The 24,645-nt window shown below is 53.9% G+C and carries 23 protein-coding genes and 2 pseudogenes; 9 read left to right on the top strand and 16 right to left on the bottom strand.

Annotation, left to right across the window (positions count from 1 at the left end; all coding sequences use genetic code 11):
* Positions 1-13: 13 nt before the first annotated feature.
* From mhpT to mhpB, 6 genes are all read right to left on the bottom strand, one after another.
* Positions 14-1,231 (bottom strand): 3-(3-hydroxy-phenyl)propionate transporter MhpT, encoded by a 1,218-nt coding sequence (mhpT, locus tag J3A98_RS18045; protein WP_182329768.1) that lies wholly within the window; start codon positions 1,229-1,231, stop codon positions 14-16.
* 266 nt (positions 1,232-1,497) lie between these two features.
* Positions 1,498-2,508 carry a 4-hydroxy-2-oxovalerate aldolase gene (gene mhpE, locus J3A98_RS18040; RefSeq protein ID WP_156867043.1) on the bottom strand — a complete coding sequence of 337 codons (1,011 nt, stop codon included), beginning with the start codon at positions 2,506-2,508 and terminating at the stop codon, positions 1,498-1,500.
* Positions 2,509-2,519: 11 nt separating this feature from the next.
* The gene (locus J3A98_RS18035) at positions 2,520-3,458 is read right to left on the bottom strand and encodes an acetaldehyde dehydrogenase (acetylating) (RefSeq protein WP_156867044.1); all 939 of its coding nucleotides are present in this window, start codon (positions 3,456-3,458) and stop codon (positions 2,520-2,522) included.
* A gap of 13 nt (positions 3,459-3,471) precedes the next feature.
* Positions 3,472-4,266: a 2-keto-4-pentenoate hydratase gene (mhpD, locus tag J3A98_RS18030; RefSeq protein ID WP_019437720.1), complete on the bottom strand. Its 795-nt coding sequence runs from the start codon at positions 4,264-4,266 to the stop codon at positions 3,472-3,474.
* Positions 4,267-4,277: 11 nt separating this feature from the next.
* Positions 4,278-5,135, bottom strand: a complete 858-nt coding sequence (locus tag J3A98_RS18025) for an alpha/beta fold hydrolase (RefSeq protein WP_182408380.1) — start codon at positions 5,133-5,135, stop codon at positions 4,278-4,280.
* A gap of 23 nt (positions 5,136-5,158) precedes the next feature.
* Positions 5,159-6,103 carry a 3-carboxyethylcatechol 2,3-dioxygenase gene (mhpB, locus tag J3A98_RS18020; protein WP_182337307.1) on the bottom strand — a complete coding sequence of 315 codons (945 nt, stop codon included), beginning with the start codon at positions 6,101-6,103 and terminating at the stop codon, positions 5,159-5,161.
* 330 nt (positions 6,104-6,433) lie between these two features.
* Between mhpB and J3A98_RS18015 the strand changes: the two genes are divergently transcribed.
* Positions 6,434-7,099: a GntR family transcriptional regulator gene (locus J3A98_RS18015; protein ID WP_156867047.1), complete on the top strand. Its 666-nt coding sequence runs from the start codon at positions 6,434-6,436 to the stop codon at positions 7,097-7,099.
* Here J3A98_RS18015 and J3A98_RS18010 read toward each other — a convergent pair.
* From J3A98_RS18010 to J3A98_RS17985, 6 genes and pseudogenes are all read right to left on the bottom strand, one after another.
* Entirely contained in the window at positions 7,094-8,011 is a 918-nt protein-coding gene (locus J3A98_RS18010) for a transporter (protein ID WP_233455702.1), read from the bottom strand. The genes J3A98_RS18015 and J3A98_RS18010 overlap by 6 nt on opposite strands.
* Before the next feature lie 21 nt (positions 8,012-8,032).
* A complete protein-coding gene (locus J3A98_RS18005; RefSeq protein ID WP_182408379.1) occupies positions 8,033-8,572 on the bottom strand; it encodes a cupin domain-containing protein in 540 nt (179 codons plus the stop codon).
* Positions 8,573-8,617: 45 nt separating this feature from the next.
* The gene (locus J3A98_RS18000) at positions 8,618-9,733 is read right to left on the bottom strand and encodes an alcohol dehydrogenase catalytic domain-containing protein (protein WP_019437714.1); all 1,116 of its coding nucleotides are present in this window, start codon (positions 9,731-9,733) and stop codon (positions 8,618-8,620) included.
* Between the two features lie 527 nt (positions 9,734-10,260).
* Positions 10,261-10,380: pseudogene (locus J3A98_RS17995) on the bottom strand (dihydrodipicolinate synthase family protein); the annotation flags it as partial.
* A gap of 260 nt (positions 10,381-10,640) precedes the next feature.
* On the bottom strand, positions 10,641-11,408 hold the full coding sequence (locus tag J3A98_RS17990) for a hypothetical protein (protein WP_182408378.1): 768 nt from the start codon (positions 11,406-11,408) through the stop codon (positions 10,641-10,643).
* Positions 11,405-13,864: an AAA family ATPase gene (locus J3A98_RS17985; protein WP_182408377.1), complete on the bottom strand. Its 2,460-nt coding sequence runs from the start codon at positions 13,862-13,864 to the stop codon at positions 11,405-11,407. Before J3A98_RS17985 ends, J3A98_RS17990 begins: the two co-directional genes overlap by 4 nt.
* Before the next feature lie 619 nt (positions 13,865-14,483).
* Here J3A98_RS17985 and J3A98_RS17980 point away from each other — a divergent pair.
* The 4 genes from J3A98_RS17980 to J3A98_RS17965 are packed head-to-tail and all read left to right on the top strand — an operon-like array spanning position 14,484 to position 19,600.
* Positions 14,484-16,022, top strand: a complete 1,539-nt coding sequence (locus tag J3A98_RS17980) for an SAVED domain-containing protein (RefSeq protein ID WP_209967610.1) — start codon at positions 14,484-14,486, stop codon at positions 16,020-16,022.
* A gap of 13 nt (positions 16,023-16,035) precedes the next feature.
* A complete protein-coding gene (locus J3A98_RS17975; RefSeq protein ID WP_182408375.1) occupies positions 16,036-17,310 on the top strand; it encodes a nucleotidyltransferase in 1,275 nt (424 codons plus the stop codon).
* A gap of 17 nt (positions 17,311-17,327) precedes the next feature.
* Positions 17,328-19,010 (top strand): ThiF family adenylyltransferase, encoded by a 1,683-nt coding sequence (locus tag J3A98_RS17970; RefSeq protein ID WP_209967608.1) that lies wholly within the window; start codon positions 17,328-17,330, stop codon positions 19,008-19,010.
* Positions 19,007-19,600, top strand: a complete 594-nt coding sequence (locus J3A98_RS17965; protein ID WP_182408374.1) for a Mov34/MPN/PAD-1 family protein — start codon at positions 19,007-19,009, stop codon at positions 19,598-19,600. The genes J3A98_RS17970 and J3A98_RS17965 overlap by 4 nt, the downstream gene beginning before the upstream one ends.
* 9 nt (positions 19,601-19,609) lie before the next feature.
* Here J3A98_RS17965 and J3A98_RS17960 read toward each other — a convergent pair.
* Positions 19,610-19,794 (bottom strand): annotated as a pseudogene (locus J3A98_RS17960) (transposase); the annotation flags it as partial.
* A gap of 74 nt (positions 19,795-19,868) precedes the next feature.
* The gene (locus tag J3A98_RS26995; RefSeq protein WP_233455701.1) at positions 19,869-20,117 is read right to left on the bottom strand and encodes a hypothetical protein; all 249 of its coding nucleotides are present in this window, start codon (positions 20,115-20,117) and stop codon (positions 19,869-19,871) included.
* A gap of 377 nt (positions 20,118-20,494) precedes the next feature.
* On the opposite strand from J3A98_RS26995, the gene J3A98_RS17950 reads away from it, so the two are divergent.
* Entirely contained in the window at positions 20,495-21,133 is a 639-nt protein-coding gene (locus J3A98_RS17950; RefSeq protein WP_182408372.1) for a hypothetical protein, read from the top strand.
* A 277-nt stretch (positions 21,134-21,410) separates the two neighbouring features.
* On the opposite strand, the gene J3A98_RS17945 is transcribed toward J3A98_RS17950, so the two are convergent.
* Positions 21,411-22,529, bottom strand: a complete 1,119-nt coding sequence (locus J3A98_RS17945) for an SAVED domain-containing protein (protein ID WP_182408371.1) — start codon at positions 22,527-22,529, stop codon at positions 21,411-21,413.
* A gap of 274 nt (positions 22,530-22,803) precedes the next feature.
* Here J3A98_RS17945 and J3A98_RS17940 point away from each other — a divergent pair, with 274 nt between their 5' ends.
* The 3 genes from J3A98_RS17940 to J3A98_RS17930 all read left to right on the top strand — a co-directional run bounded on the left by J3A98_RS17940 (position 22,804) and on the right by J3A98_RS17930 (position 24,177).
* Positions 22,804-23,163: a histone-like nucleoid-structuring protein, MvaT/MvaU family gene (locus J3A98_RS17940; RefSeq protein ID WP_182408370.1), complete on the top strand. Its 360-nt coding sequence runs from the start codon at positions 22,804-22,806 to the stop codon at positions 23,161-23,163.
* Positions 23,164-23,316: 153 nt separating this feature from the next.
* Positions 23,317-23,520, top strand: a complete 204-nt coding sequence (locus tag J3A98_RS17935) for an AbrB/MazE/SpoVT family DNA-binding domain-containing protein (RefSeq protein ID WP_182408369.1) — start codon at positions 23,317-23,319, stop codon at positions 23,518-23,520.
* 105 nt (positions 23,521-23,625) lie between these two features.
* Positions 23,626-24,177, top strand: coding sequence for a 3'-5' exonuclease (locus J3A98_RS17930; protein ID WP_182408368.1), 552 nt, complete (start codon positions 23,626-23,628; stop codon positions 24,175-24,177).
* Here J3A98_RS17930 and J3A98_RS17925 read toward each other — a convergent pair whose 3' ends face one another.
* On the bottom strand, positions 24,178-24,585 hold the full coding sequence (locus J3A98_RS17925) for a Mov34/MPN/PAD-1 family protein (RefSeq protein ID WP_279840515.1): 408 nt from the start codon (positions 24,583-24,585) through the stop codon (positions 24,178-24,180).
* Positions 24,586-24,645: the final 60 nt, after the last annotated feature.

The raw sequence follows: 24,645 nt of genomic DNA, 5'->3' as shown, positions 1-24,645 counted from the left end.
GACGCAATCCCGGTCAAACCACCGAGGCGCTGAGCTCAGGGCGTTTTTTCAGCGATGAGAGATAAAGCAGCGAGATAGCCGCCAGAACGATGCCCGGTGCCGAGGCCAACATCACACCGCTCGCACCGGCCCCAAGGACCATCATTTTTCCTACGACGAGTGGACCGGTCATGGCACCGATACGGCCGACTGCAAGTGCTGCACCGGTCCCGGTAGCCCGCCCATTAGCGGGATAGAACTGCGGAGCGAGGGCGTAAAGGACGCACTGGCCACCCGTTGTGAAAATGCCTGCCAAGAATCCTGCACCGATCATGGTAGGGAGTGAGGCCGCCACTGTAAGGCAGGCCAGAGAAATCAGGATGCCCCCATACACCAGCGCCGACATCGCCCAGATAGGCAGGCGATCCATCGCAACGCCGAGCATCAACGTGCCCATGGCCGCGCCAAGCTGCATGGCCAATACGACGACGCTTGCCTCGCTCGGCTTGAAGCCCTGTCCAATCAGAATGCTTGGAAGCCAGTTGATCAGGATGTAGGTGACCATCAGCGTGAAGAAGAAGCTGACCCACAAGAGCAGGGTTTTCTTCAGCGCACCGCCCTCTACCAAAATGGCTTTGGTGGAGGGAACTTCGATAGTGGAGGTAGCTGAAATTGTTTGCTTGTATACGTCAGGCAGAAAAAGAAGCAGCAGGGGGACAATGACCAGGGGAACAATGCCGCCGACATAGAAGACGAGCTTCCAGCCAGCCCCGAAATCCAGTAGACCAATGGCGGCTGCCAACGCGGCTCCCAGCGGTACACCGCAATACATCAAGCTGACTGCTGTGCCTCGCATGCGCTCACCAGCAGCTTCAGAGGCGAGTGCAATGAGGTTAGGCAACGACGCACCCAGGCCCACGCCTGTAAGGAACCGAGCGAATAGCAACGCGCCGAAACTCCAGGCTACTGTGGTGACGAGAGAGAAGATGCCGAACAGTGCAACAGAGGCGATGAGCACTTTTTTTCGGCCATAACGATCAGCCAGGCGTCCGCCAACGAAAGCTCCTGGAAGCATACCCAGGACGCCAACACTGAAAACCCAGCCCATTTCCAGCTTATCCAAGCTGTACTCGGCAGACATGCCGTGCGCCGCAATCCCAGGGGCTTGGAGATCCAGGCCTTCCATCAATGCAACGAGGAAGCAAAGCGCGATGGTGATGAATAGTTTGGTCTTATCGGTTTTGTCAGTCATAGCGACCCCCTCCGAAGCCCTTCAAAAGGTCTTCAGAAAACACGTGATTTTGGTTTTAGTACCGCCAGTGATGTGGAGTTACGTCAGCTCAGTAATCACTCAAGAAAAGTGAATAGGTGGGCTGATCACTGCGTGTTCGGAGGTGCTGCGATTCGGAAGTATGCGAGGCATTCATGTTGGAGGTTTCTCTTATTGTTGTGATATAGACCCCCTCCTTTACAGGAGGGGGATTGCTGCAGACAGCTTGCGTGGAGCTGTCTGCGAACTCAGCGCTTCAGCAAATCGAGTGCGACGTCGACGATCATGTCTTCCTGGCCACCGACCATACGGCGTTTGCCCAGCTCGACCAGAATGTCTACTGCCTTAATGCCGTAGCGAGCAGCTGCAACTTCTGCATGGCGAAGGAAGCTCGAATAAACGCCGGCGTAGCCGAGAGCGAGAGTCTCGCGGTCAACACGTACCGGACGATCCTGGAGTGGGCGAACCAAATCATCTGCTGCGTCCATAAGAGCGTACAGATCTGTGCCGTGGTTCCAGCCCAGCTTGTCTGCGGCTGCAATAAAGACTTCCAAGGGAGCATTACCAGCACCGGCGCCCATGCCCGACAGGCTCGCGTCAATGCGGTCACAGCCTTCCTCGACGGCGACGATCGAGTTGGCTACGCCGAGGCTCAGGTTGTGATGCGCGTGGATACCGGTGTGAGTCGCCGGATCGAGCACCGCTTTCACGGCGCGGAAGCGTGCACGAATGTCATCCATATTCATCGCGCCGCCGGAGTCGACGACGTAAATGCAGGTGGCACCGTAGCTTTCCATCAGTTTTGCCTGCTTCGCGAGCCCTTCGGGGGTCTGCATGTGGCTCATCATCAGGAAGCCAACCGTGTCCATGCCAAGCTCACGGGCGTATTCGATATGCTGCTTGGAAACGTCTGCCTCGGTGCAATGGGTGGCGACACGAACAACGCGAGCGCCCGCGGTATAGGCTGCTTTGAGGTCGTGCAGAGTACCGATGCCTGGGAGCAGCAACGTTGCAATCTTGGCGTGCTTCACCGCGTCGGCGGCAGCTTCGATCCACTCGATATCGGTGTGCGCGCCAAAGCCGTAGTTGAAGCTGGAGCCTTGAAGGCCGTCACCATGCGCGACCTCGATCGAGTCGACCTTGGCGGCATCCAGTGCACGAGCGATGGCCTGGACCTGGTCCAGTGAGTACTGGTGACGAATGGCGTGCATACCATCACGCAGGGTCACGTCCGAGATGTAGAGCTTCTTACCGTTCATATCTGCGCTCCTCAGGCCTGGCTCATCGACTGTGCCATGCGCTCGGCGGTAGCCAGCGCGGCAGAAGTCATGATGTCGAGATTGCCTGCGTACGCTGGCAAGTAATGGGCAGCACCTTCGACCTCAAGGAAAACTGAGGTCTTCAGGCCACTGAATTTGCCTTGGCCAGGAATGTTCAGTGGGGCAGACTCAGGGATGACTTCAAACTGCACTTTCTGCTTGAGGCGGTAGCCAGGAACATACGCATGCACTGCTGCAACCATTTCTTCAATGGAGGCCTCAACCTGATCCTGGTCCGCAGCTTCAGACAGCACGTAGACGGTGTCGCGCATCATCAGAGGAGGCTCAGCCGGGTTCATGATGATGATGGCTTTACCTTTGGCTGCACCACCGATCACCTCGATGGCTTTCGAGGTGGTTTCGGTGAATTCGTCGATGTTGGCCCGGGTGCCCGGGCCTGCCGATTTGGATGCAATCGATGCGACAATCTCTGCGTAATGCACTTTGGCAACACGCGATACTGCAGCGACCATTGGAATAGTTGCCTGCCCGCCGCACGTAACCATGTTCAGGTTCTGCGCGTTGACGTGTTCTTCGAGGTTCACCACCGGCACGCAATAAGGGCCGATAGCTGCCGGAGTAAGGTCGATCACTCGAATGCCCGGCTTGCACTCACGCAGCATGGCGTCGTTTTTGACATGAGCGCCGGCACTGGTTGCATCGAAGACGAAATCGATGTCAGCAAATTCTGGCATTTTGACCAGGCCCGCGACACCCTCGTGGGTGGTAGCGACGCCCATTCGGCCTGCACGGGCAAGGCCGTCAGAAGCGGGGTCGATACCCACCATCACGGCCATTTCCAGATGCTTTGAATTGCGCAGGATCTTGATCATCAAGTCGGTGCCGATGTTTCCGGAGCCGACGATGGCGACTTTGCGTTTTGTTGTCATTTCTAGATCTCCATCACTCGACACTGAACGACACGCCGACGCGGCCAAGGCCTTCAATTTCGGCTTCAAAATGATCACCTGGACTTACGCCAACCATTGGCCCCAGGGCGCCAGTGAGGATGATGTCGCCTGCTCTGAGAGGCTCACCAAACTCAGCCATTGTGCGGGCGAGCCAAACGGCGGCATTCAGCGGGTTGCCCAGGCACTCAGCACCACTTCCGGAACTCACGACCTCACCATTTTTGGAGAGGCGCATCGTTGCACCGCGCAGGTCAAGGCCATCGATGCGCTGCGCAGGGCCACCGAGTACAAAGCACCCACTTGATGCGTTGTCAGCTACGGTATCGGCGAACTTGATGTTCCAGCCTTCGATGCGACTGCCGACAATTTCGAGCGCCGGGAGCACCCAGCCAGTTGCGGCGATGACGTCTGCAAAGGTTGTAGAAGCGCTAGGCAGGTCGCGCTCCAGAACCAGTGCAATTTCCGCCTCGATCTTGGGCTGAAGAACACGCTCGAACGGAACCACTTCGTTGTCGCCGTACGCCATGTCGGCAAACAGGCAACCGAAGTCCGGTTGGTCTACGCCCAGCTGCGCCTGGACCTTAGGGTTGGTCAAGCCGATTTTGCGGCCCACCAGGCGTTGCCCATTGGCAATGGCGTAGGCTTGGTTCAGGCGTTGAATCGCATAGGCACTTTCCACATTTGTGGCGCCGATGACGTCACGCAGTGGTCCAACAGGCTCGCCCTTTCCTTCAGCTCTGCGCAGATCAGCCGCCAAGCGCTCAAGGGTCTCTTGTGTGATGTTCATGCTGACCTCGATCAGTGGGTGAGGAAGTCGAGAACCATGCGGTTGAACTTGTCCGCGTGTTCCCATTGGGCCCAGTGGCCGCATTTGTTGAAGACATGCAGTTGAGAATTGGGAATGCCAGCAACCAGACGCAGGCCGGTATCCATCGGGACAAAGCGGTCGTTGCGACCCCAAACTACGAGAGTTTCGGCCTGAATCTCGCCGAGACGATGACCGAAGTCGGGGAATTGCTTGAGGTTCGCAGCGAGGCTTGCGGTGAAGTTTTCGAGATGATCTTTACGAGCCAGCATGTTGTCGAGGCGTGCTTGGAACAGCTCCTCCGTGAGATCGCTGGGGTCGTAGACGAAGATGTTCATCATCTTCTTGAGGTTCTCGATCGTTGGCTCGCGGTACAGTCCGTTCAACAGCTTGATACCTTCAGTTGGCATCGACACGAATGGGCTGACCCCACCGGTGCCACCGCCCATAAGCACGAGCTTGCCTACGCGCTCAGGCCAGGTCAGCGTGAACGCCACGGCAGTGTGGCCACCCATGGAGTTGCCGAGCAGGTGTACTTTGTCCAGGTCCAGCTTATCGACCAACCCTTTCAGAACGCGGGCATTAAGATCGGAGCGAGAGCCGGTGCTGACGATCGAATCACTTTTGCTCCAGCCAGGGCAGTCCATGAGGATGATCCTGAAGCCAGCCTCTACCAGTGGCTCGATATTGCGATTGAAGTTGGCCCAGCCGCTAGCACCAGGGCCGGAACCATGCAGCATGACAACCGTTTCTTTGCCTTCACCGCAGTCGTTGTAATGAATATTCAGATCCAGCTCGCCGTCTTGGATGCGAACGAATTTGCTGGTGTCTTTTTCAGTAATTGCAGTCACGATTGATTCTCCGTGAAGGTGAGTTAGCGCTGAGAGTGCGCACTGATAGAGCCGAAGCCTGCGATCCACTCCGGGATCTCTCGGTAATAGCGATCTGTCGCGGTATATGCGCCGTGGGCAGCGAGTGCTGAGAACGCAGCGACCCAGGCCTTGACCTCATGCGTGGATTTACCGGCCAATTCGGAAAGATGTGCGTTGGGGAGTTGATCCAGGTCGCTTAGCAGGTCCTGCTCAACAACGTCGAGGAAGTACTGATCCCACTCAGGGTTCAGCGGATGCAGGGTGGTCTGGTCTTCGACAAACCGCTCAGCTGCAATGACCACTCGTTGAGTGCGAGCGGTACGTTCGTCTTCTGGCAGATTGCGGCCACTTCCCATGAGCCGATCAGCCATCCGGGCATCGACTTTGGCTAACTCTGGAACTGGCGGTTGGTGTGAAAGGCCTCCCGACCCAAGGAACAGCACCCGCTTGTTCAAAGTGCGGGTGAATCGACCGACCGCATCACCCATCAATCTGACTCGTTCGAAGGTAGGCAGGGGCGGGGCCACGCAGTTCACGAAGATCGGCAAGACCGGGTACTTGTCCAAACCGCCAAGAAGAAATTCGAGCGGTTGAGCGAAGCCATGGTCGACCTGCATGCGATACGAAACAGGCATGTCGATGCCATTGCTCAGCAAAGATTCAGCGCAAGCTTCAGCGATGGATTTAGGCACAGAGAGGGTGCCGGCGAGCGAGCCAAAATCGCCGATGGCTTCAGCCGCCATGCCCAGGCAGAAAGGGGGCATAACATCGTAGAAGAAGCCGTTGTAATGGTCTGGAGCGAAAAGCACCACGAGCTCAGGGTCGAAAGCGGCGATGCGTGCACGGGCAGCGCGGACCACCTCATCCACTTCATCGAGCACGTTCTTGGGCGGATCGAAATGCCCGATGAGGGGCGTGTGCGATAGGCAATGCAGGTAAGCGTTCATCGATACGAAACCTTCACGTCGTGCCCCAGTGCAGGCCGCCTCGCACTGGGACGGCATGAGCGTCTCCTCAACTCCCAAAACGGGGGGCAGAGGGGGAACGCCATGCAGGTAGATTTGTTTTTGTCTGCCTAATCATCATGCACGCTAGAATGCTAGCATGCAAGCTTGACGATGCCCGCTCATCGTCGGGTGGATCCTCCCCGTGGCTATGGGTCTCGACGTATGACGAAGCGATGGGTGCAAAAATCTGGTTTACTATCCGAAATGCTAGTATGCAAGCCAGTTAGCGAAATGTTGAACCGTGCACTCAGTCCTAGGAAAACCATACCGATGCAAGTGGCAAACAAGAAGACCGCTATCTATCAGCACATTTTGGAACGCCTACTGAGTCGTAGATATGCGTTCGGTGAAAAAATCCTGGTCAAGGAAATTGGCGAAGAGACTGGTGTCAGTCGTCAGCCGATCATGACCGCGCTGAACAGCCTCCAGGAGAGGGGCTTTGTTGTGATCACAGCCCAGGTTGGATGTGAGGTTGTGCACCCTACACGTTTGGAAGTTGATGACTTCTATCAGATGTTTGCGAACAACGAAGCGCTAATCGCAGGGCTTGCTGCTGAACGTGGGTCCCCTGATGATGTGCTGCGTATGTCTGAAATTAACGACAAAATTAGAAGCATCAACCCAGCGCACAGCGATGCCGCCGACAGCTATCGAACATTGAACGTCGAATTCCATCGCCTGCTGCACGCAATGGCAAAATCGCCAATACTCTCGGCGCGCCAAGTGGCAAATTTTGAGCTGTCCGACTTTTTCATCGTGCAGACCTGTGGCTTCCAAGTGCATTTGGATGCTGCTACTGATGAGCACGATGAGATTCTTGCAGCGCTGAAGACCAGAAACAAAAAGGCCGCAGCCAATGCGGCTGCGAGCCATATTCACAGTGTGGCGAAGGACGTCGTGTCTAAAATGCCTGAGGATGCGAAGCTAGCCTCATAGTGGGAAGGCGAACTCAAGCCATACCGAGTCGCCTTTTGGGCCGTTTTTGACCGCGGTCTCACGCATCCATTTGAGAACGACTCCTGACTTCTGATCGAACGCATAAAAGATCTGGGGGCCTACGGCGAATTTACTCAGCCGATTCCCATCATCGAGGTCACCATGGTCGTAGCGATCGTCGGTGACCTGCTTGGTGTAATAACCCACCAAGCCCAATTGAACCTTGGGATTCGACTGCAGCCTGTAGCCGAGCAGGTAGTCAACGTTGAACACGTTGCCCGAGCGATAGTCGGTGTCGTCGTTCTTCGCGTTGATGGTGAAGGTCGGTGCAATCGATACCTCCCAGTTAGGATGGGGGAACCAGGTCAGGTCGAATTCCTGGGTATAGCTCGCATTACCTGTCGGGCTATTTGCTAGTTTATTACCGTCATAGTTACCTAGTGGGACGAAGGCGCTGAATCCCGTTAGCAAATGCAAATTTTCGGAAGGCGAGTAGCCGACATACAGAGGGGTCAGATACAGCTGCCTAAAACCGGAGTCTGTATCGCTGTTTCCGAACGCCTCAACCTTGATCTTGTTTGCTGATCCGATGATTCCGCTGCTGAGTGTAACGCCGCTATCAAATTTCACATCCCATGTGTGCACCACCCGAATAGCCTGTACAAAGTTCTCCAAGCTAAATCCGGGTACGGAAGATTTTCCGCTGTTCTCTTTAAAGCTGTCCGCTTTGTAGTAGGCGGTGTAACTGTACAAAGAGGTTTCACCTGGAGAAGGCAATATTGCTGGAAGAACAGTTTGTACGCCTAGCGGCCAAACGGTATCCCCATTTTCAGTACCGTAACATAGCGAAGAAACGAGCAAAGAGCAGCCGAGCGCGCTGGCAACGCCAGCGCGAGTTACATAATTTTTCATTGTTATTATCCTATGTAATTTTTACCGCTGAGAGTGGGCACCAATCAGAACGAATGTAACCAGTGCAGGTTCGGTCCCTGGATTTCGCCAAGCATGAATGTTGCCCTGCTGCACTACGATGTCTCCGCTCGCGAGCTCCCTGATCTGGCCGTCGTCCAGTTCGAGGACGAGAGGACCTTTGACGACAATGCCGTAGTCGACTGTCGGAGAAGCGTGCATACCTGGTCGCTCAGGGTCGAAGCATTCATAAAGCCCGAGCAGGTGGCGTTGCTGCTCTGCATGAGCTTCATCGGGATTGAAATCCGAGGACTGGAAGATTGTGTCAGGCGGGAAGCTTACCGCCAGGCATTTAGTTTCTCCGGGCTGAGGCAGCAGTGAAGAGGTGGCTTGAACTGGGTCGTCAAATGCTTCAGGAAGGGTGGGAGGCGCCTCCGTTTGCCAGATTAAAGAGGTAGCGAATCCTGGAATCGCTTTGTATTCATAGGTCTGAGGCGCCAAATCGTCGGAAAGGAACACAGCTTTACCATTCTGCGTTCCCGCAACCACTCGTCTCACTTTCATGTTCGGTCTCCGATTGAGCGCCGCTCGATCGAGCGGCGCTGCTGTTCAGGCCAGGCTGGGATTAATTACAACGTTGGTGAAACCGCCTTTGCGGTCTGCTATTGCATCCATTGCCTCGTTGACCTGTTCGATGGCGAAGACCTCTTGGTCGAATACCGAAAGATCCAAGGTGCCGGCAGCAGCCATTTCGGCCATGTCCTGACCTTCTGCCACAGTGAACCAGAGGGAGCCGATCACGCTGATCTGGAAGCACATGAGTTTGAACATCGGTACTGGCAGATCCTCAGACATACCGCCGATATCCACCATGCGGCCGCCGCGGCGAAGCGCACCAATCGCCTCGACGGTAAGTTCATGAGGAGCGCCCGGGCCAACCGCATCAATGAAGACGTCAGCACCGAGCTCATCGGTGTGCTTCCGAACCCAATCACCCAGTGGCTCGTCGCCGACGGAAATAGTGAAAATGCGATCTGGGGCGAGCGCACGTACGCGCTCTAGCAATTGACGGTTTCGGGCCATCGCGAAGATTTTTGTAGCACCCATGGCCAGGGCAAGCAGGACGGCCCCAAGTCCTAGTGTTCCGGTAGCGCCACTGATCAGCACAGACTGACCAGAACACACGCCTGCTTTTCGAAGGGCCGAATAGGCGGTGCCGAGATAGCCAAACCGACATCCTTGCTCAAAGGATATCGCTTCAGGGAGCTTGACCAAGCCCGACGCTGGCGCGGTCATGTATTGGCACAATCCGCCGTAGGGGTAGTCTTCGAAGATTTCTTGAGAGCCTGGGCCAAACCCGAAGTAGCCCTGGAAGGTGAATGCGGTGCAGTTGATGTGCTGACCGCGCAGACAGGCATGACAGGAGCCGCAGCTACGGCCGGGATTCACGTACACGCGGTCTCCGACTTTGATGCCGTGCACGCCGGCACCTACCTCTTTAACAATGCCAGCGGCATCCAGGCCGTAGACCGCTGGTAGCTTCGGAAGTGGAAGGTAGGGGAACCAGGTGGAGTAGCTCTCGATGACATTGCGAAGGTTGGGCACCAAGTTGCAAGCCTTCACTTCAACAACAACGTCGTGTGCACGTGGTTTCGGGATCTCGATCGAGTCGAGCTGGAACGTCGGACCGACCTTATGCAGACGGGCAGCTTTCATCATGCTCATTTCTATTTTCCTTATTTTCATTGGGCCAATGGCCCTGGGCACTCACAGAGGGAGCCCTAGCTCCAAAGAGCTAAAGCATTCATCTGCTTGGGAAATCGAGTAGGAGAAGGCTCGGCCAGACGGCAGCCTTTAGAGGATGAGGTCACCCGGTAGCGGGATGACAGGAGTGAGAAGTCTTTGCACGCAATGCTGACCATGATGGGCACCGCTGGTTTGTAGTTATGAATTTATAATGCCTCACTAAAATGCTAGCATGCAAGATGTGTTTCGATAGACGGAGCTGAGCGCCTACCGCAATCCATTTTTACCCTGATCCCGATCAGGCGCTGTCATCAGCCTCGCTGATTTGAGGTGTCAGAGTGATTCCGCCGTCTTACATCCGGAGACGTTCCGCTTGGCCAAGGACTCTCATGACTAGCCGTCATCCGAATGGGTCTGCTCCTCGCATGCTAGCCGTTCCGGATCCCATCTCATGAAAGTCAGTGGTCCTCTGATTCCGCTCGTGCACTACATGCCGCACCTTGTGCTACAGCTTGAGTGTCTACACCAGTCATCAGGATGACTTCTTCATCCTGGGAGGTGATGTGCTCAGCGGCATAGCGCATGTCTGCAGCACCGCCGAACTCTTCGAAGCCGATCAGGTTCGGAAGGCTGCAGCGCGAGGGCTCGAGCGATCGCCATACGCTCCACCCCAAAGATGGTTTTTATGTGCTTTCGCATATCCCAAGGCGAAATCAGCTCCCGTGCTGACTCCTAACTAAGTGGTTTGTGAAGAGATCGTAGGTCACGTGATGGAAATACGGTGGCCAATCGGTGTAAATCGTCCCGAATCAATCAGACGCTGATCCTTTGGATAGGGCTGACCGCTGGCGATTAGGTCAGCTATGGAACCTTGCACGCATGTCGATCAACCAGTGGCAGCTTTTACCATCGCCTCGATCAGGGCGATCTGAGCTGCCTGCAACTTGTCAATCGCAGCCTCATCATGGCTGATGATGAACTTCTGAATGGTGCTCAAGTCCTCATGCAGCGCTGACTTAGGTGATAAAAGGGTTATCTCGACAGCCGCGGCGTGCAGAAACTGCGAGCAGAGGTTTCGACCATGGGCGGTTCGACCAGCATACAACGGTATGGTCACGCCATTTTGCATAATCACTGCATACTTAAAGTGCGCATCGTACTCATGCAACCGGGGATGATACTGAGAGACGAAATCTGTGTGGCCGGGATAATCAACGAGCTCACGTCCAAAGTTTTCAGATTGTGTCCTGCCCTTGAGCCGATTACAGCGTTCGCAGCTGACGGCAAGATTCCAAAAGTGCAGGGTGAATCTTGGGTGCTCAGCCCGGGGTAGCACATGTTCTATAGGGCGCGAGTTGCCGCCTTTAAGTAAGGCCTGTCGGCAATAACAACACTGCTCCCCCTGCAGTTGAGCAAGGTGGTCTCGTAGAGCGGACATCAGATCCGATCCGGTTATTGCACCTGCTGGTGTTTGCCACTCAGTCGCGTAGAATTCGGCCCACACATCACGGTTTTCCCTACGCGCAGCATCAAAGAAGCTCTCGTCCTGCATGATCTGCGCTGCATGGGGACGACGCTTCACTCGCCGATGGCATTTGGCCAAGTATTGCGCTTCTTCTACTTGTTGGTCACGCCCGACGGGTAACAAAGTCACTGTCCGCTCTCCCCCGTCTCTTGCGCCAGGGCTTGCAACTGGCCCAATGCCTCGCGAGTTTTTTCGATCAGGTCCAGCTCGCTATCAAGGGATGAGCTGCGCAACTGTCCAGTCGCAGCGTCCACGGTGCGCTGCATGACAGCCAGTTCCTCTTCCAAGCGGGTGACGGTCTGTAGATTTTTATCCTCCGCGTTCACAGCTTTGATGGCCTCGGAAACAATCGCGGCACATCGTTCGTAGACTTGTCGGTTGTTCTCAGTGTGGGTGCCAAAGCCAGTGAATAGCACGCGCTCAACTGAACCGCGATCGTGAATTCGCAGAGGAATCAGTTGCTGATCTTGCGCCACAAAGCAGTGATTGCTGGCGCTCAACGCACTCGTAACCAGAAGAGGGGAGTGAGTCGCAATCACCATGTCGCAATCGAAGTGCTCACACATTTTACTCAGCATGATGGGCAACAAGCGCTGCCAACTCACATGCAGACTTATCTCTGGTTCATCGATCAAAATGCGTGCGTTAGGCGTTGCCGAAACGATGACTTTCACGAGTAACGCCAGCATCTGTTGTTCTCCCGAACTTAGCTCGGAGAATGGCGTGACCTCGCTTCGTGCGCTCATGCGTCCCAGCGCAGGCTGCATAGTCGCTAGAGTATTCGGCTGAACTAAATCGATATTTTCACTGGCGAGATCACTCAGCAACACGGTCGAGCTGATCATTAGGTGGTTGTCTCGAACGCTCGATTCAGCTGCGTAGGGCATCAAGTAGCGGCGTGCCCTGAAGTCCAAGAGCTCCAATCCCATGCTAAAGGCGGCGAGTCGATGAGGGTCGCAATGAATGTCATAGATCTTTTTACCCATGTCCAAGGCTAGCTTCTTCAATGACGCGGTCGAGCCGGTGCCGCGGCTACCCTCGTAGCGAAAAAAAACATCCTCTTTATTCTTTTGGGAGCGATGGGGAAAGCGATCATTGAAACCAAATGCTACACCGATGGTAGCGCACCCTTGCTCAACCGACAGCTCTGCAATCTCACGCAGCAACAAGCTCTTTCCCGCACCATTATTCCCAATCACATAGATCGGCTCGCGGGTCTGTCGCTTAGCGGCTAGCAGCTCTGTGATCACAGTATGATCAAGACCAGAGGCCCAGAGGCGGGGGGATTGAGTGCTCAAATAGTCATGCGCTTGTAGCCGTGCATGGTTCTCCAATACCTCAGTCCTAGATATAAGTGCACACAGGCCCGGTACGTCACGATAACCCTCGCTAAACTCCCGTGTATAGATATTGTACAGACGCTTGTCACTGGTGTTAGTGACCTCCTGCGAGGACCAGTCGGCAGGTCGGTGATCATTCTCCCAGGTCAGGACCAAGCGAGCCGCGAATTCCGCCAGTGCGATCCACCCCCCACGATGATTGGGGGAGAGCAGCGATCGCATGTCTACCATTAGCACGGATTCCCGCGAAGCGTTCGAATGGGCACGCAGCACCCAGGCGCTATGAGACACGGTCACATTACGGCTTCCCGAGGGGAAATCGATCACCGCAACCAACATCTTCGATTCAACGAGCCACTCTCGAATACGTCTAAGCTCGGTTTTGGAAGCGGTCCGATCTAAACCGGGAACTACCACCACACCTTCGAGAAAATTATTGCGGCCCAGCAATGCTTCCAGCATCTGGATTGAGGTATCGGCGGCGGAGGCTATCTGCGGCTGTCGATCGGCAGCAGAGGCACGGTTTGCCAGCTTCCGAGGGGCATTGATTAGAACGAAGTCTCCCCGCGACAGCTGTATGGTATTGAAACTCTTCTCTGCGAGTTGCTTCGTGTTGGCATGCAGGAACTCCATGCGAAGCTCAAATTCAAACTCCCAACCCTTGAAGGATCGAATAAAGGCGGTGGGCCATTCTGGACGGATAGTTGACGTGCCGGAGGGGGAGAGTGATAAGAATTCGCCCGTCAAGGCAAACGCCTCGACCCGCCTGCTAGTTTGACCAGCTAATATACTCGAGAATCTGGCGACCATGCTCAGGTAGCGTGAGCTGGCTCCGAGGTTAGCGGCCGCGCTGGCGAAAAATAGATAATCGAATAGTCTCAGTGCTTCAACAGGCGAGCGAGGTAATTCACTGTCAATGGCCTGGAATGCTTCCAAAAAGAAGAGTCTGTCGATGACCGGTGCAAAAAAATCTGTCCGACGCGGCAAGTCCATGGTGCTAATTATCTCTTCTCGGGTATTGCGCCATTGTGCATCGAATTCATAATCATCTTTTGAGTGAATGAGATCTTTGAAAGGGAATCGCTTGGACGAAATCGATATCAGCTCACGGTCGAGAGCTACAATAAACAGCATCTGCAGCAGGGCTTTGTCCACTTGCAGCTCATCGTTCCGCTCGCGCGAGGCGACGCGCTTCTTCAGTAAACTCCAAAATTTGCCAGCGGAAAAATCCTTTTCATCAAACATCTTGAGCTACCGTTGTTTATTATAATAAATGGAGAATAGTCCGCGCTGTTGGCGGTCGTGCTGTGCTGGTTTTGCTGCGGAGGAAGCCGTTAGCGCGGGCTGGGGCTCAGCTCTTGGTAACCGTATCAATTGCCCTCCTTGCTCAAAAAGCACTAGTTGAATTTGGTTGGCTGGATCACCCGAACCATTCCACAGCCCTGAGTCTGTGGACCACAGGCGCAGCGCAAATCCAGGGCGGGGAGCAAGCGTGCGGCGATCCGAAAGCCCCCTTCGTTATGATTCTGCAATGATAAACCGGCACGGCGTGGGAAGCGAAGTCAGGCTGCGTTGGTATGCGAAACCCCAACTCGGCGATCCGCGGCGAGCAGGGGCATGCAGAACCTAACGATGCTCTTGGATACTTACGCCAAGCACTTAGCTGATTCCGTCGCAGCGATGGCGCGGACGGCAGTCCTACTCCGTAAGTGGTGTTAGCCTGAAAAAAATGGCACATTGCCATTGAATTCTTGTTTTTTACCCTCATCTGCAAGAGGCGCGATTTAACTCGGTCACGGATTAGGGCGATTAAATGTCTTCTGGCTCATCAACCTCGTCACGCAGCAGCACGACTACAACCAATTTGAGCGATCAGGAATTGGCTGTCTGGCTGGATAGATGTCTGACACAAAAGCACCGGGTGGCGTACGTCACTGCGGACTACCTCTGTAAGCTAGTTGATCTCGATGAGGCGAGTCTCGTTTTACATCCCGCTGACCCAGGACCGATAGCAAAATCGAGTCTGAAAAAACTGGTCCCCAAAGGCTTGCTCTACGTTCTGGACATGGGGCTTGAAGCCTTGCTTTCCGCCCACACCGCAGATAGCACGTGGGCATATGTGCTCGTACAGAGTAAGCCCCAGGTGGATGTTTTCATCGCGACCCGGGATGGATTGCTCGGTAGGACCAGTGGTCGGGGACCAGAGATCTCGGAGAAAACGGCACAAAAGGTTTGGGCTGATGCAGGTGCAAGATGCATGTTTGAAGGCTGCGGGCATGATCTGTCAGAGATTGCCTTGTGGACCAAAGCTGCCCGAGTCGGATATTTGGCACACATCGTTGCATCGGATCCAGAAGGGCCACGGGGTAGTCAGACTGATTCGCACCGTCTCGCCAATGTCCCCGATAACATCATGCTGATGTGTGATGAGCACCATCGTCTGATTGACTCGTTCGCACCTCAGTTTTATACCGCCGAAATCCTGAACGAAATGCGCCAGTCTCACCGGGATATCGTACGGAATTATCTAAATTCACTGGCGTTTCCGCGTACTAAAGCGGTGACTTTGCATGCTAATTTGGCAAACGTGCCGACTTACTTTCATGACTCGGAGCTGATTGAGGCCATTGTGGCGACCAGACGAGCCATGGAGCCAGGTGTCGTCCATTACGTGCGCCGCAAATCACAGCGAGATGACCGTCATCTGCCAGAGTTTTGGTACCAATATTTACGGGAGCATGAGCATCATATTCGAGAGCTCGTCACCGGATTCAATTCCAGCAGCGGCTTGAGCACCGAAAGTCTGGCCATCTTCCCTCTGCACCATATTCCTACCTTGGTTCTGGCCGGTCGAGTGATGGGTGAAGCGCAGGCTATTCAAGTCTTCCAGTACGACAAGGTTCGCAAGACCTGGGCGTGGGACCCAAAGGCCACTGCTCCTTCACCAGGTACTTTCAGCGTTAGCCCTTTGCCAGCGGTTCGCGCAGACGAAGTTTTTATAACACTCGAGCTGTCGGCCAGTCTTGATGAGGATTCACTGTCTCCTGAATTCAGGCGCGCGGTCGATTCCGGCGAGATCCCTTGGATTCGTGTGACCACGTCAAAGACAGGAGCCGATTGTATCGGGTGTCCGGAGGATCTTGAGCAGTTTTCGCAAGCTGCGCGCAAAGCAATTGTTCACGCTCAAGACGTGATGCGAGTTGCAAAGGTCCACCTCATCGCGATCAGCCCTGCCAGCACGGTGTTCCGTTTCGGCCAGATGTTACAAGCAGGTCACCACCCCGAGTACGTGGTTTATGACCGCGCAGGTCGCGACTTCAAATTTGTTCCTGCCCTATCGATCACAGGTCATCACGTATCCGCCACTCACGGGCAGCAGTCCATCACTATTCCTCTTCGATAACGAGCCTAATGCCATGAGCCAAACCAAAAGTGCTGAGCTGGTGATCCACGCCGAACGGTCACGCCCTGTTCGATTGAAGGAATCCTTTGAGTCGTATGCGGGTCTACTCGATGGCCTGGCGTCCGACTCTCGAAGCATGCAGCTCGAATACTCGCATTGGGAAAAAGCGCTCAATGCGGTGAATGAGCACATCGCGGTGCGTGATGAGGAAATCGAGGCTGCCAAGGGGGCTTATCAGGAAGTGGCTGAGCTACTCGCTTCCAACCTTTCGTGGCCACCCGAAGCCATATCAATTCTGCCTCAGGGCTCGGTCAGTACCAAAACTTTGATACGGTCGCCTAATGGAAGAGAGAAATTTGACATCGACGCAGTATGCCAGGTGGACATCTCTCGTATCGAAGCCTCCGAACCAATGGCATTTTTTGAATCCATTGGGAAGGCTTTGGTTGATCTGAACGCTGAAGCAAAAAGGCGTTGCTGGAATATCCCTTTCCCACAGCGGTCGTTCTACCTAGAGTTCACGCCATCGGTACCATTGAATACTGTTCCTCGGAATACGTATGAGTCCATGGCTCCGCGCTATCGCGCTGTGCGATACGAGGGAACGGCATTGGCAGTGGTGGATACCCCTACTACAAGCTGGAAGACCTCCAATCCGGCCGGTATGAGCAAGTGGGTGGACGATACCGCCAAGCGTGCGCTGATTCTTGTCCCAGCGATGGAGGCATTGGCGAAGAACCGGGTAATGGATAGCATTGCACCAGTGCCAGATCAAACCGTGGAAATTACCGATACCCTCCGAGTAGCCATTCGCCTGTTCAAGCGTCATCGGGACATGTGCGTTAGGCGTGGCCTCATTGAAGGGGGGACCAAGCCGATCTCGGTGATCATTGTTACCTTACTGACCACTTGCTATGAAGGCTTGGCGGATCTGGGGCGTGTGTTCCAACATCCGGTGGAGGTGCTGAATGAGCTCGCGCTCTACATGCCGCACCTGGTGCTTAAGCTTGACGGCAAGTATCGAGTAGATAACCCCACCGTCGAGGGAGAGAATTTTGCCGAGAAGTGGAATGATGATGGGGAAGAGCGTTTCCGATCCTTTATGACTTGGTGCGATGCGCTGTCAGCGGATCTCAAAACCATTCTGGCATTAACTGAACCACAAGCTATTTCCAAGCGTGTGCGGGAGGTGTTCGGTATTCCGGCGCCGACTGGCGGGGGCGGCGTGTTGCCTACAATAGAGACCCCAAAACCTAAAGCCACTCCGGTTACGACTGGACTCGCTTGAGTAGTGGGGAGAATCAGTTGACTTTGAACTTGGCCCTCATACGCGAGCAATTTCCGGATTTGCTGCCTTCAGCGTTTCGTCGGGAAGGGGGCATCACTGCTTACCAGTTGCAGTTACCTACTTTTCAGGAGGGAAGGGGATTTAAGTGGGCCGAGTTACGTCTGCCTGCCGAATTCCCAGGGTGCGCCAAGGCATTCATTCAGCTCTCCTCCGATGCGGTGCTGAGGCTTCCGCACGTTGACGATAACGGGGCTCTTTGCATGGACGGTGACCCCGGACCAGGCTCGGGCCACTCCGCAGAGGAGAGGGTTCTTTTCCTTCTGAATGCTTACTTGGAGCAGTTTCTCAAGCCTTGGTTGAATGGTAGCTTGGACGAAGCCTTTGAGACGGAAGCAATCAACTACTGGGTTATCGAGGTTGCTCGGGCCCGGTCGCAATACGACCCAGTGACCGCAGTCTGGACCGTAGACCCACCGCCCAAGAAGGCAATGATCAGGAGCGGAATGCTCCTGACGCCGAACAGGATCATCGTGGCCGCCGATGAAGCTCTACGCATCACCAATCGCGTAGTTCAGTCGTTGGGGGCTGAGCAACGTACTGCGGTGTTGATTGCTGACGTCCCGATTTCATATGTGCTTACGCCCAGCACCTGGCCTAAATCTATGGGTGATCTGGAGCGCATACTGAAAGGTCGTCTTCTTCCCGCGGACTATTCACAGTTCCAGATACACCGTAGTCGCCGCGGCCGAGAGATACACCGTGTAGTCTTATTAAGGAATGCTCAATTTGCTTTCGCGTACCTGCTTCCAGGCGGCCCACCGACGGTTCGGGATATTGGGAAGGGTAAAGGTAAACGAAAAAAATCGTTTCCTTCTCCATCCAAAGTACTGCCACTTATTACGTCTCGCCTAGACCCAAACTGGACAGCCGGTCGAGATCAGCATCCAGAGGTTGACCGGCGCCAGGCAAACCATGTTCTGGTGTTAGGAGCGGGAGCTCTAGGGAGTCCGATAGTCGACCACCTCGCCAAGGCTGGAGTCGGCAAGATTTCTCTGGTTGATGCTGACACCATGTCTCCAGCGAATGTCGGGCGACATCTACTTGGCGCAGAGTCTATCGGTGAGAGCAAAGCACGTGCAGTGGCCAAGCGAGTTAATTTGGCCTTCCCTTCGACCGAGGTAGTTCCATACTTCAAGAATACGGCCGCATGGCTGAAAGAAAATTCATTGGCTGATGTGCACGCAGTGCTCGATCTCACCGGTGAGCCAGATGTGAGAGCGCAGATTGAGAACGCTCGACAAAAGCATCCATGCCCGCTGTTGGTAGGTTGGATGGAGCCCTATGTGGCTGCTGCTCATGCTTGTTCTTTACCATCGGGGCAATTGTGGCTACAAGGCCCGATAGATCCGTTGTATGGCTTACAGGCGGTGGTGTGGCCCGATGAAGTGATCCAACAAGAGCCTGGGTGCAGCAGCCGGTTCCAGAGTTACACCGCAGCTGCAGCCGAACACGCCGTCGCCTTGGTTGCTGAGTCCGCGTTGGAGATGATCGATGCAGTCGAACCATTTCCTCCTCGAGTGCGGAGCTGGGTGCGCGGGCAGCTTTATTTGGATAAGCATTGGCCGGGATTGAAGCATAATGAGTGGGCGAGTATTGCATCTGGATTCGAAGGCCTGACCCTGATAAGAGCATTTCCATGAGCAGGGTCTTTTTCTATCCCGACAACAGTAAATACGTGCTGTTTACTGATAACGTCCTGGCACACATGTACAGCTATGCTCAACGTCGGTTCTGGCAGAAGGAAGCTGGAGGGGAGATTTTTAGCCCAGAGCCGGACTCTCACGGGCTGATCATCAGTAACGCCATGGGGCCGAATCCTGCTGACCGGCGAAGCAGGCACGCTTGGAATCCAGATGTAAAAGCCTCTGATAGGAACAGGCAAAGTGAATTCGAACAATACAGGCATGCTGTAGGGTTGTGGCATACACATCCAGAGAGTACGCCATCACCCTCTTGGCGTGACCAGAAAACTACCTGGGACTATCTTGATTCCTTTGAGGGTGACAGGAATCGTTATTTCATGGTGATTATCGGCAACTGCGGCAGCATTCCAGCCATGACTGTCTGGGTGGCTAGCGGCGAATCATCCCGCGACTGGATGCAGTTAAGCGAAGACAAAAGCTCCTCGCAATTGGACAGTCCTAAGAAGGGCGATTGCATTGTGTTGCAGCCCAAGCAGGTAGCTTTTCGTGAGGTAATGCGGAACAGAGGTATTCTACCCTTATGCTGAACGGGTGCCTTAGGCTCTGTCTGAAAAAAGCCGTCGCATACACCGCTTGACGCAAGCCAGCGAGAGCATCGCGGCATAACTTTTTGCGAGCTTGTGAAAGCGCGTGAGGATTCGGCGTTTCTCTTTTAGTAGCCGAACATACGTTCGATAATGTTGCGCTGTCGGTATTTGGGCCGGTCGAACAGCCTGGGTAAGCGTAATGGCGCTGAGTTTCTACGCCAGGTCGTGCATACGATGCACACCGTCTTGGCTGGCAACAGTGTGGCATTCACGAGCAGCCCCGGTATCGCAACGGCACGACCAAGCGGTTTGGTGGGCACATTTTGATTGTGTCTGTCACGAACACGCCATCAAACATCGGCTGACCAAGGTCTACCACCCGTGGATCAATGGCCAGGTCGAGCGCATGAACCGAACGATCAAAGACGCCACCATCAAGGCGCATCACTATCCCGACTTCGCTGCGCTGAAGACGCAAATACTGGCCTTCGTGATGGCTTACAACTTCGCCAGACACCTCGAGTCCTTGAGATGGCGCACTCCCTTCAACCTGGTATTTGAGGCCTGGACGAAAAACCCAGAGCGATTCTCTATTAATCCGCACCAACTCATTCCAGGACCTCACACCTAGTCGCTCAGCCGGTGATCACCTAGGCGAGCTGGCTATGAAGGTTAAACGGATCGATAGTGGGCGGATTTATCACTTATGCTTTGCTATGCAAAGTTGATGAGTCGGGCAGCAGATCACACACGAAAGGCTGGTTGGCTGTGAGGGACGTCACGCAGGTGTGGAATCCCTTTTTGTAAGATAGCGCCTAAATTTACTGGACGACGAAGTGTTGCGGCTTGAGATGAGGTACTATGCAAACCCTTTTTCAGTGCTAGGACGCTTTCATGGCTATTCGCAATATTGATGGGCTTGGTCTTTATTTTAAAAGGGAGGGCTTTCATCCTGAGAAAGCTGGAAGTTCATACTACCCAATGCTGGCCCTGCTGAGTTCTGAAGGCGATATATTGGCCGCTATTGTCTTCAAGAGATTTGATACAGTTTGGCATATAGAAAACGTTGTTGCTACCGCCGGCTTTGGACCTACAATTTATCAAATCCTCATGCAGCTTTCAGGTAGCGTCGGGGTCGCACCCTGCCGCAAAAAAAGTAAGTCGGCAAAGGAACTTATCGTTGAGAAATCCAAGAATATATGGCGGAATTTTCATGGGTCGTCTTTGGTGGTACCTGTAAAAATTGGATCGGACTATAGTGAAGATTACCTGAACTGCAAATTCATCTTGAAGAAAGATGCGTTCAATCTGGAGAGCGCTCAGCGCAATTTGGGATTGATAATTGCTAGGGCCTATTTCGGTAGTTTGAATTTTTTGGCTCGCGCCAAATTGCTCAAGTCTCCAGATAATTATGATGATGAGTTGGAGGCTTTTGCGCGTAATTACATCACCCAGCTTGAGGGGGCAATAATGAGCTTTTTGGAGGGGAGTGTGTCCGTTCATGCAAAAAAAGAGGGTGTCTACTCATCTTAAGCTATCTCGTAAAGCAACGTGCTCCTCAGAAATAAATACGTGATGAGCCATTAATCGTTCAACATGCCGTGGCCGTGATGCTCGTGCTGCTCAGCGCACGCTCAACCGCCTTGACATTAAGCCAGCCGACAAAAAAGATTTGGTTTGAGGATGCTCACTGGTGCTGTAGCCACCTCCCTGTGGCCACGGGTGATGTCGTGATGTAGAGGGCTGGCTGCGTATGCGTGGATCCGTGTGCCAGCCGGGCAACAATATTTCGGTGTATCATCCGGGCAATTTAAGAAAGTGGCACTGCCGCTTGTTTCGCCTCGTGTCTAGAAATTGAGGGCTCATCCTGCGCGTGAGAGGGAAGAGCAACGCCCCAGGGGAAGGCCGGACTGGATGACCGTTCGTATTGATAGACAATGGCCGAAGGTAGCAGTCTTCGATCATAGATACGCCCCAGATTGAATACCACACTGTTTGGTGCGGCGATGATCAGGTGAATTGTCTTAACCCCTCTGGCTGACAGCCCTTTGAGAGCTTGCAGAAATTGTTCTGCCATCGCGCTTTGCTTTTCAATAGACCAGTGGGCATTGGAGGACAGATCGTCCATTTTCATGTGTACGACGGGCAATTCTGGGAAGGTGGTTGCGATGCCAGCCTCGTCTACCGGATAAGAAATCGAAAGGGCTAAGACCACTTCTTTTACGCTGCCGGTGATGGCAGACACAGTTTGCAGTCTTTGATTGTCGTCAACGCCGCTCTGAATCAGGCGCCACTGGCCGCCTCCTAGGCGGTCCCAGTCAAAGACCTTAATTCTGCCTCCTTCGTCATCGAGCAGGCATCCAGTCAAAAAAGTGAAAGGCACGGCCATGAGTCCGCCGTAGACGATCTCAATATCATTTTTATTCTGCCCATCAAGGCGTCGGATCAGATCACCTCTGCCGTCTACCACCTTTTTCAGGGCGATCTCTGGATTGGTGATTCGGCCCTCGGTTACCCCTTCGCGAATGTCGACGAGGATGGTATCGACGTTACCCCCAATGGTGTTCTTAACCGTGGTGTCCAAAGGGCTATCAATTTTGAATAGTCCTTTTTGTTCAAGGGTCAGGACTCGTTGGCGGGCCAACTGCTGACGGTCCTGCAGGTTGAGGTAAATCCCAACCACAATCATGAGTACGCCAACGCCGAACGCAGTCAGGCTGATCCAGGTGGCAGGCCCTCCTGAGGTGTCTACGCTGGCCTGTAGCTGTGTCGAATCGCTTTTATACACAATTTGCCCGACGATCCCGCCGGCAAGCGAGAGGCCTATCACTACAGCACCACTGCGGATCAGCGTTACACCGAGATTTTTGGGGCGAACAAACCAGTCGACTAGCTTTCTTCCCCAATTTAGCAATTCTTCCTTAAGCATAAGTACATCCTTACGGCTGGCTGCCGCAGTCTCACGACTGAGTGCAGATGGTTAATTGATCGAGGTTGATTGCAGTGAAGTTAATAGGAAATTAGCATTCCTTCGGAAAAGCTATAAGTGCTGGTACGAATGATATCAAACTGTCCACATCGGTACGATTTCTTAGGAAATTTTGATTGGTTTTTTCGCCGGTCCTGAATGGGATGGCATCTGGTTTACATGCTAAGCAAGCTAATGATTGAATGATAGGACTTACCCGATAAAGGCTCTTATCATGTCTAAACTCGCTGAATTTCGTGCCCTTGAGCAAAAGCTTGCGGCGCATCTGGCCGAGCTGGAAAGCTTGAAAAATGACAACGCGCTTAAGCAAGAAATCGAATTTGAAGGAAAGCTGCGTTCTTTGTTGGGAGAATATGGTTACAGCTTGCGCGACGTAATTCAGATTTTGGACCCCAGCGCTCGCGCAGAAGTAGCAGTCCTGCCGGCCAAAAATGCTCGAAAACCTCGTCAAATAAAGGTTTTCAAAAACCCCCACACGGGAGAGGTGGTTGAAACCAAGGGTGGGAATCATCGTACACTGAAAGAATGGAAAGCTCAGTACGGTGCCGGTACCGTAGAGTCCTGGCTTTCTTGAGTTGCTCACTGATCCTGTTTCCCAGCAAGGTGGCCCAGATTGGCGGCCACCGACCCTTCAAGGCAGGCAAATGAGTGCTGCCTTGACCGAGTCAGGTGCTGAGCTGGAAGGGGCTTGTGGGATTTTCTATGCATGGCGGATTTTGGAGCGTCGATGAGTACTCGATTCAGAATAACCATTGAAGACTGGGATGGAGACGGAGCCGTCCGCATACCCGATCAAGCCTTGCAAGAGCTTGGCGTTGACGTTGGGGATTCGCTCTATCTGATTGAAGAGTTCGTCGGTACCAGTCGCTGTTTGGTGCTCTCAAAGACGCCAAAAATTCCGGATCGCGTGGACGAGCTATTTGGCGTTTAAATACTTATTGTCATATTCCAATATGCTCGGCTGCTAGCCTGTGTTCTAGTAGCATAGTGAATTCGACACTGCAGATCGCCAGTTGTCTATCCAGGAGGTAAGGGAATGAGCACTGAAGAACTTTATATTTCTATAGATATCGAGGCTTCGGGCCCGATCCCTGGCGAGTACAGCATGCTCTCCCTTGGGGCGTGTGTTGTAGGGCGCCCAGATCAGGCTATCTACCTGGAGCTAAAGCCAGACAGCCCCAAGCACGATCCTGAAGCGGTGGCTGTAACGGGATTCGATCTGCAGGAATTGACAGTTACAGGAATTGTTCCCGTACAAGCGATGCAGAGGCTTGCGGAATGGTTGGCCAATGTCAGTCTGCCAGGTCAAAGAGCTATATTTGTCGGTCTTAACGCTCCTTTTGATTGGTCGTTTGTCAATTATTACTTTCATAAGTATGTGGGGGAGAACCCCTTCGGGTTTGCGGCACTTGATATCAAGGCGTATTACATGGGGGCTTTCAATCTCGATTGGAAGCAGACCAAATCATCGTACATGAGTGCAAATTTGCTACCGCAGTCATCTCCCACGCATAATGCGCTGGATGACGCGCGCTATCAGGCAGAGCTTTTCCAGTTGATGCTGCAGCGTAGGGCAGCGCTGCCCTGATCAGTTGGCCAAGGCGGCTTCCACGCACTTCCCGTCACGGAACAACCACGCCTTGATGCCGTCGGGTTCTGGGGATAGGCCTACAATCACTGCGATCGGGTGAGGTAGTTCCTGCGCGTAGCGTGCTGCGAATCGAGAAAAGCTTGCTATATCTGTGGGAGAAATCGCCGGAACGGTTTGTGGATGTGTATGCCAATACCCCACAAGCCGAAGCCCTTGTGCATTGGCCGATTCAATTTCCCTGCGGCAGCGGTCAGCGTCGAGTTCCAGCCAGGACCATCCAGCGCGGTCTCTTGCATGTGGCGGTGTGGCGAGGCTCATGATCAAACCAGCGGGGTTGGCCAAGTCGACAAACAGTTGACCACCTCTTTCAGTTCTCCACGTTCGTTGTCTGAACTGATCAAGCACTTCGGCAACAGCTTGGGAAACCGACAAGCGAATATCGATGCCAGGCCATTTCCATGCCCA

This window comes from Pseudomonas sp. BP6, from assembly GCF_017875935.1.
Taxonomy (GTDB): Bacteria; Pseudomonadota; Gammaproteobacteria; order Pseudomonadales; family Pseudomonadaceae; genus Aquipseudomonas; species Aquipseudomonas putida_Y.
This window is presented reverse-complemented; position numbering and strand designations above follow the sequence as displayed.

What these genes read in the sequence shown, in the direction of transcription:
- mhpT (WP_182329768.1), bottom strand. Translation starts at nt 1,231, where the DNA reads ATGACTGACAAAACCGATAAGACCAAACTATTCATCACCATCGCGCTT.
- mhpE (WP_156867043.1), bottom strand. Translation starts at nt 2,508, where the DNA reads ATGAACGGTAAGAAGCTCTACATCTCGGACGTGACCCTGCGTGATGGT.
- J3A98_RS18035 (WP_156867044.1), bottom strand. Translation starts at nt 3,458, where the DNA reads ATGACAACAAAACGCAAAGTCGCCATCGTCGGCTCCGGAAACATCGGC.
- mhpD (WP_019437720.1), bottom strand. Translation starts at nt 4,266, where the DNA reads ATGAACATCACACAAGAGACCCTTGAGCGCTTGGCGGCTGATCTGCGC.
- mhpB (WP_182337307.1), bottom strand. Translation starts at nt 6,103, where the DNA reads ATGAACGCTTACCTGCATTGCCTATCGCACACGCCCCTCATCGGGCAT.
- J3A98_RS18015 (WP_156867047.1), top strand. Translation starts at nt 6,434, where the DNA reads ATGCAAGTGGCAAACAAGAAGACCGCTATCTATCAGCACATTTTGGAA.
- J3A98_RS18010 (WP_233455702.1), bottom strand. Translation starts at nt 8,011, where the DNA reads ATGAAAAATTATGTAACTCGCGCTGGCGTTGCCAGCGCGCTCGGCTGC.
- J3A98_RS18005 (WP_182408379.1), bottom strand. Translation starts at nt 8,572, where the DNA reads ATGAAAGTGAGACGAGTGGTTGCGGGAACGCAGAATGGTAAAGCTGTG.
- J3A98_RS18000 (WP_019437714.1), bottom strand. Translation starts at nt 9,733, where the DNA reads ATGAGCATGATGAAAGCTGCCCGTCTGCATAAGGTCGGTCCGACGTTC.
- J3A98_RS17985 (WP_182408377.1), bottom strand. Translation starts at nt 13,864, where the DNA reads ATGTTTGATGAAAAGGATTTTTCCGCTGGCAAATTTTGGAGTTTACTG.
- J3A98_RS17975 (WP_182408375.1), top strand. Translation starts at nt 16,036, where the DNA reads ATGAGCCAAACCAAAAGTGCTGAGCTGGTGATCCACGCCGAACGGTCA.
- J3A98_RS17965 (WP_182408374.1), top strand. Translation starts at nt 19,007, where the DNA reads ATGAGCAGGGTCTTTTTCTATCCCGACAACAGTAAATACGTGCTGTTT.
- J3A98_RS17950 (WP_182408372.1), top strand. Translation starts at nt 20,495, where the DNA reads ATGGCTATTCGCAATATTGATGGGCTTGGTCTTTATTTTAAAAGGGAG.
- J3A98_RS17945 (WP_182408371.1), bottom strand. Translation starts at nt 22,529, where the DNA reads ATGCTTAAGGAAGAATTGCTAAATTGGGGAAGAAAGCTAGTCGACTGG.
- J3A98_RS17940 (WP_182408370.1), top strand. Translation starts at nt 22,804, where the DNA reads ATGTCTAAACTCGCTGAATTTCGTGCCCTTGAGCAAAAGCTTGCGGCG.
- J3A98_RS17935 (WP_182408369.1), top strand. Translation starts at nt 23,317, where the DNA reads ATGAGTACTCGATTCAGAATAACCATTGAAGACTGGGATGGAGACGGA.
- J3A98_RS17930 (WP_182408368.1), top strand. Translation starts at nt 23,626, where the DNA reads ATGAGCACTGAAGAACTTTATATTTCTATAGATATCGAGGCTTCGGGC.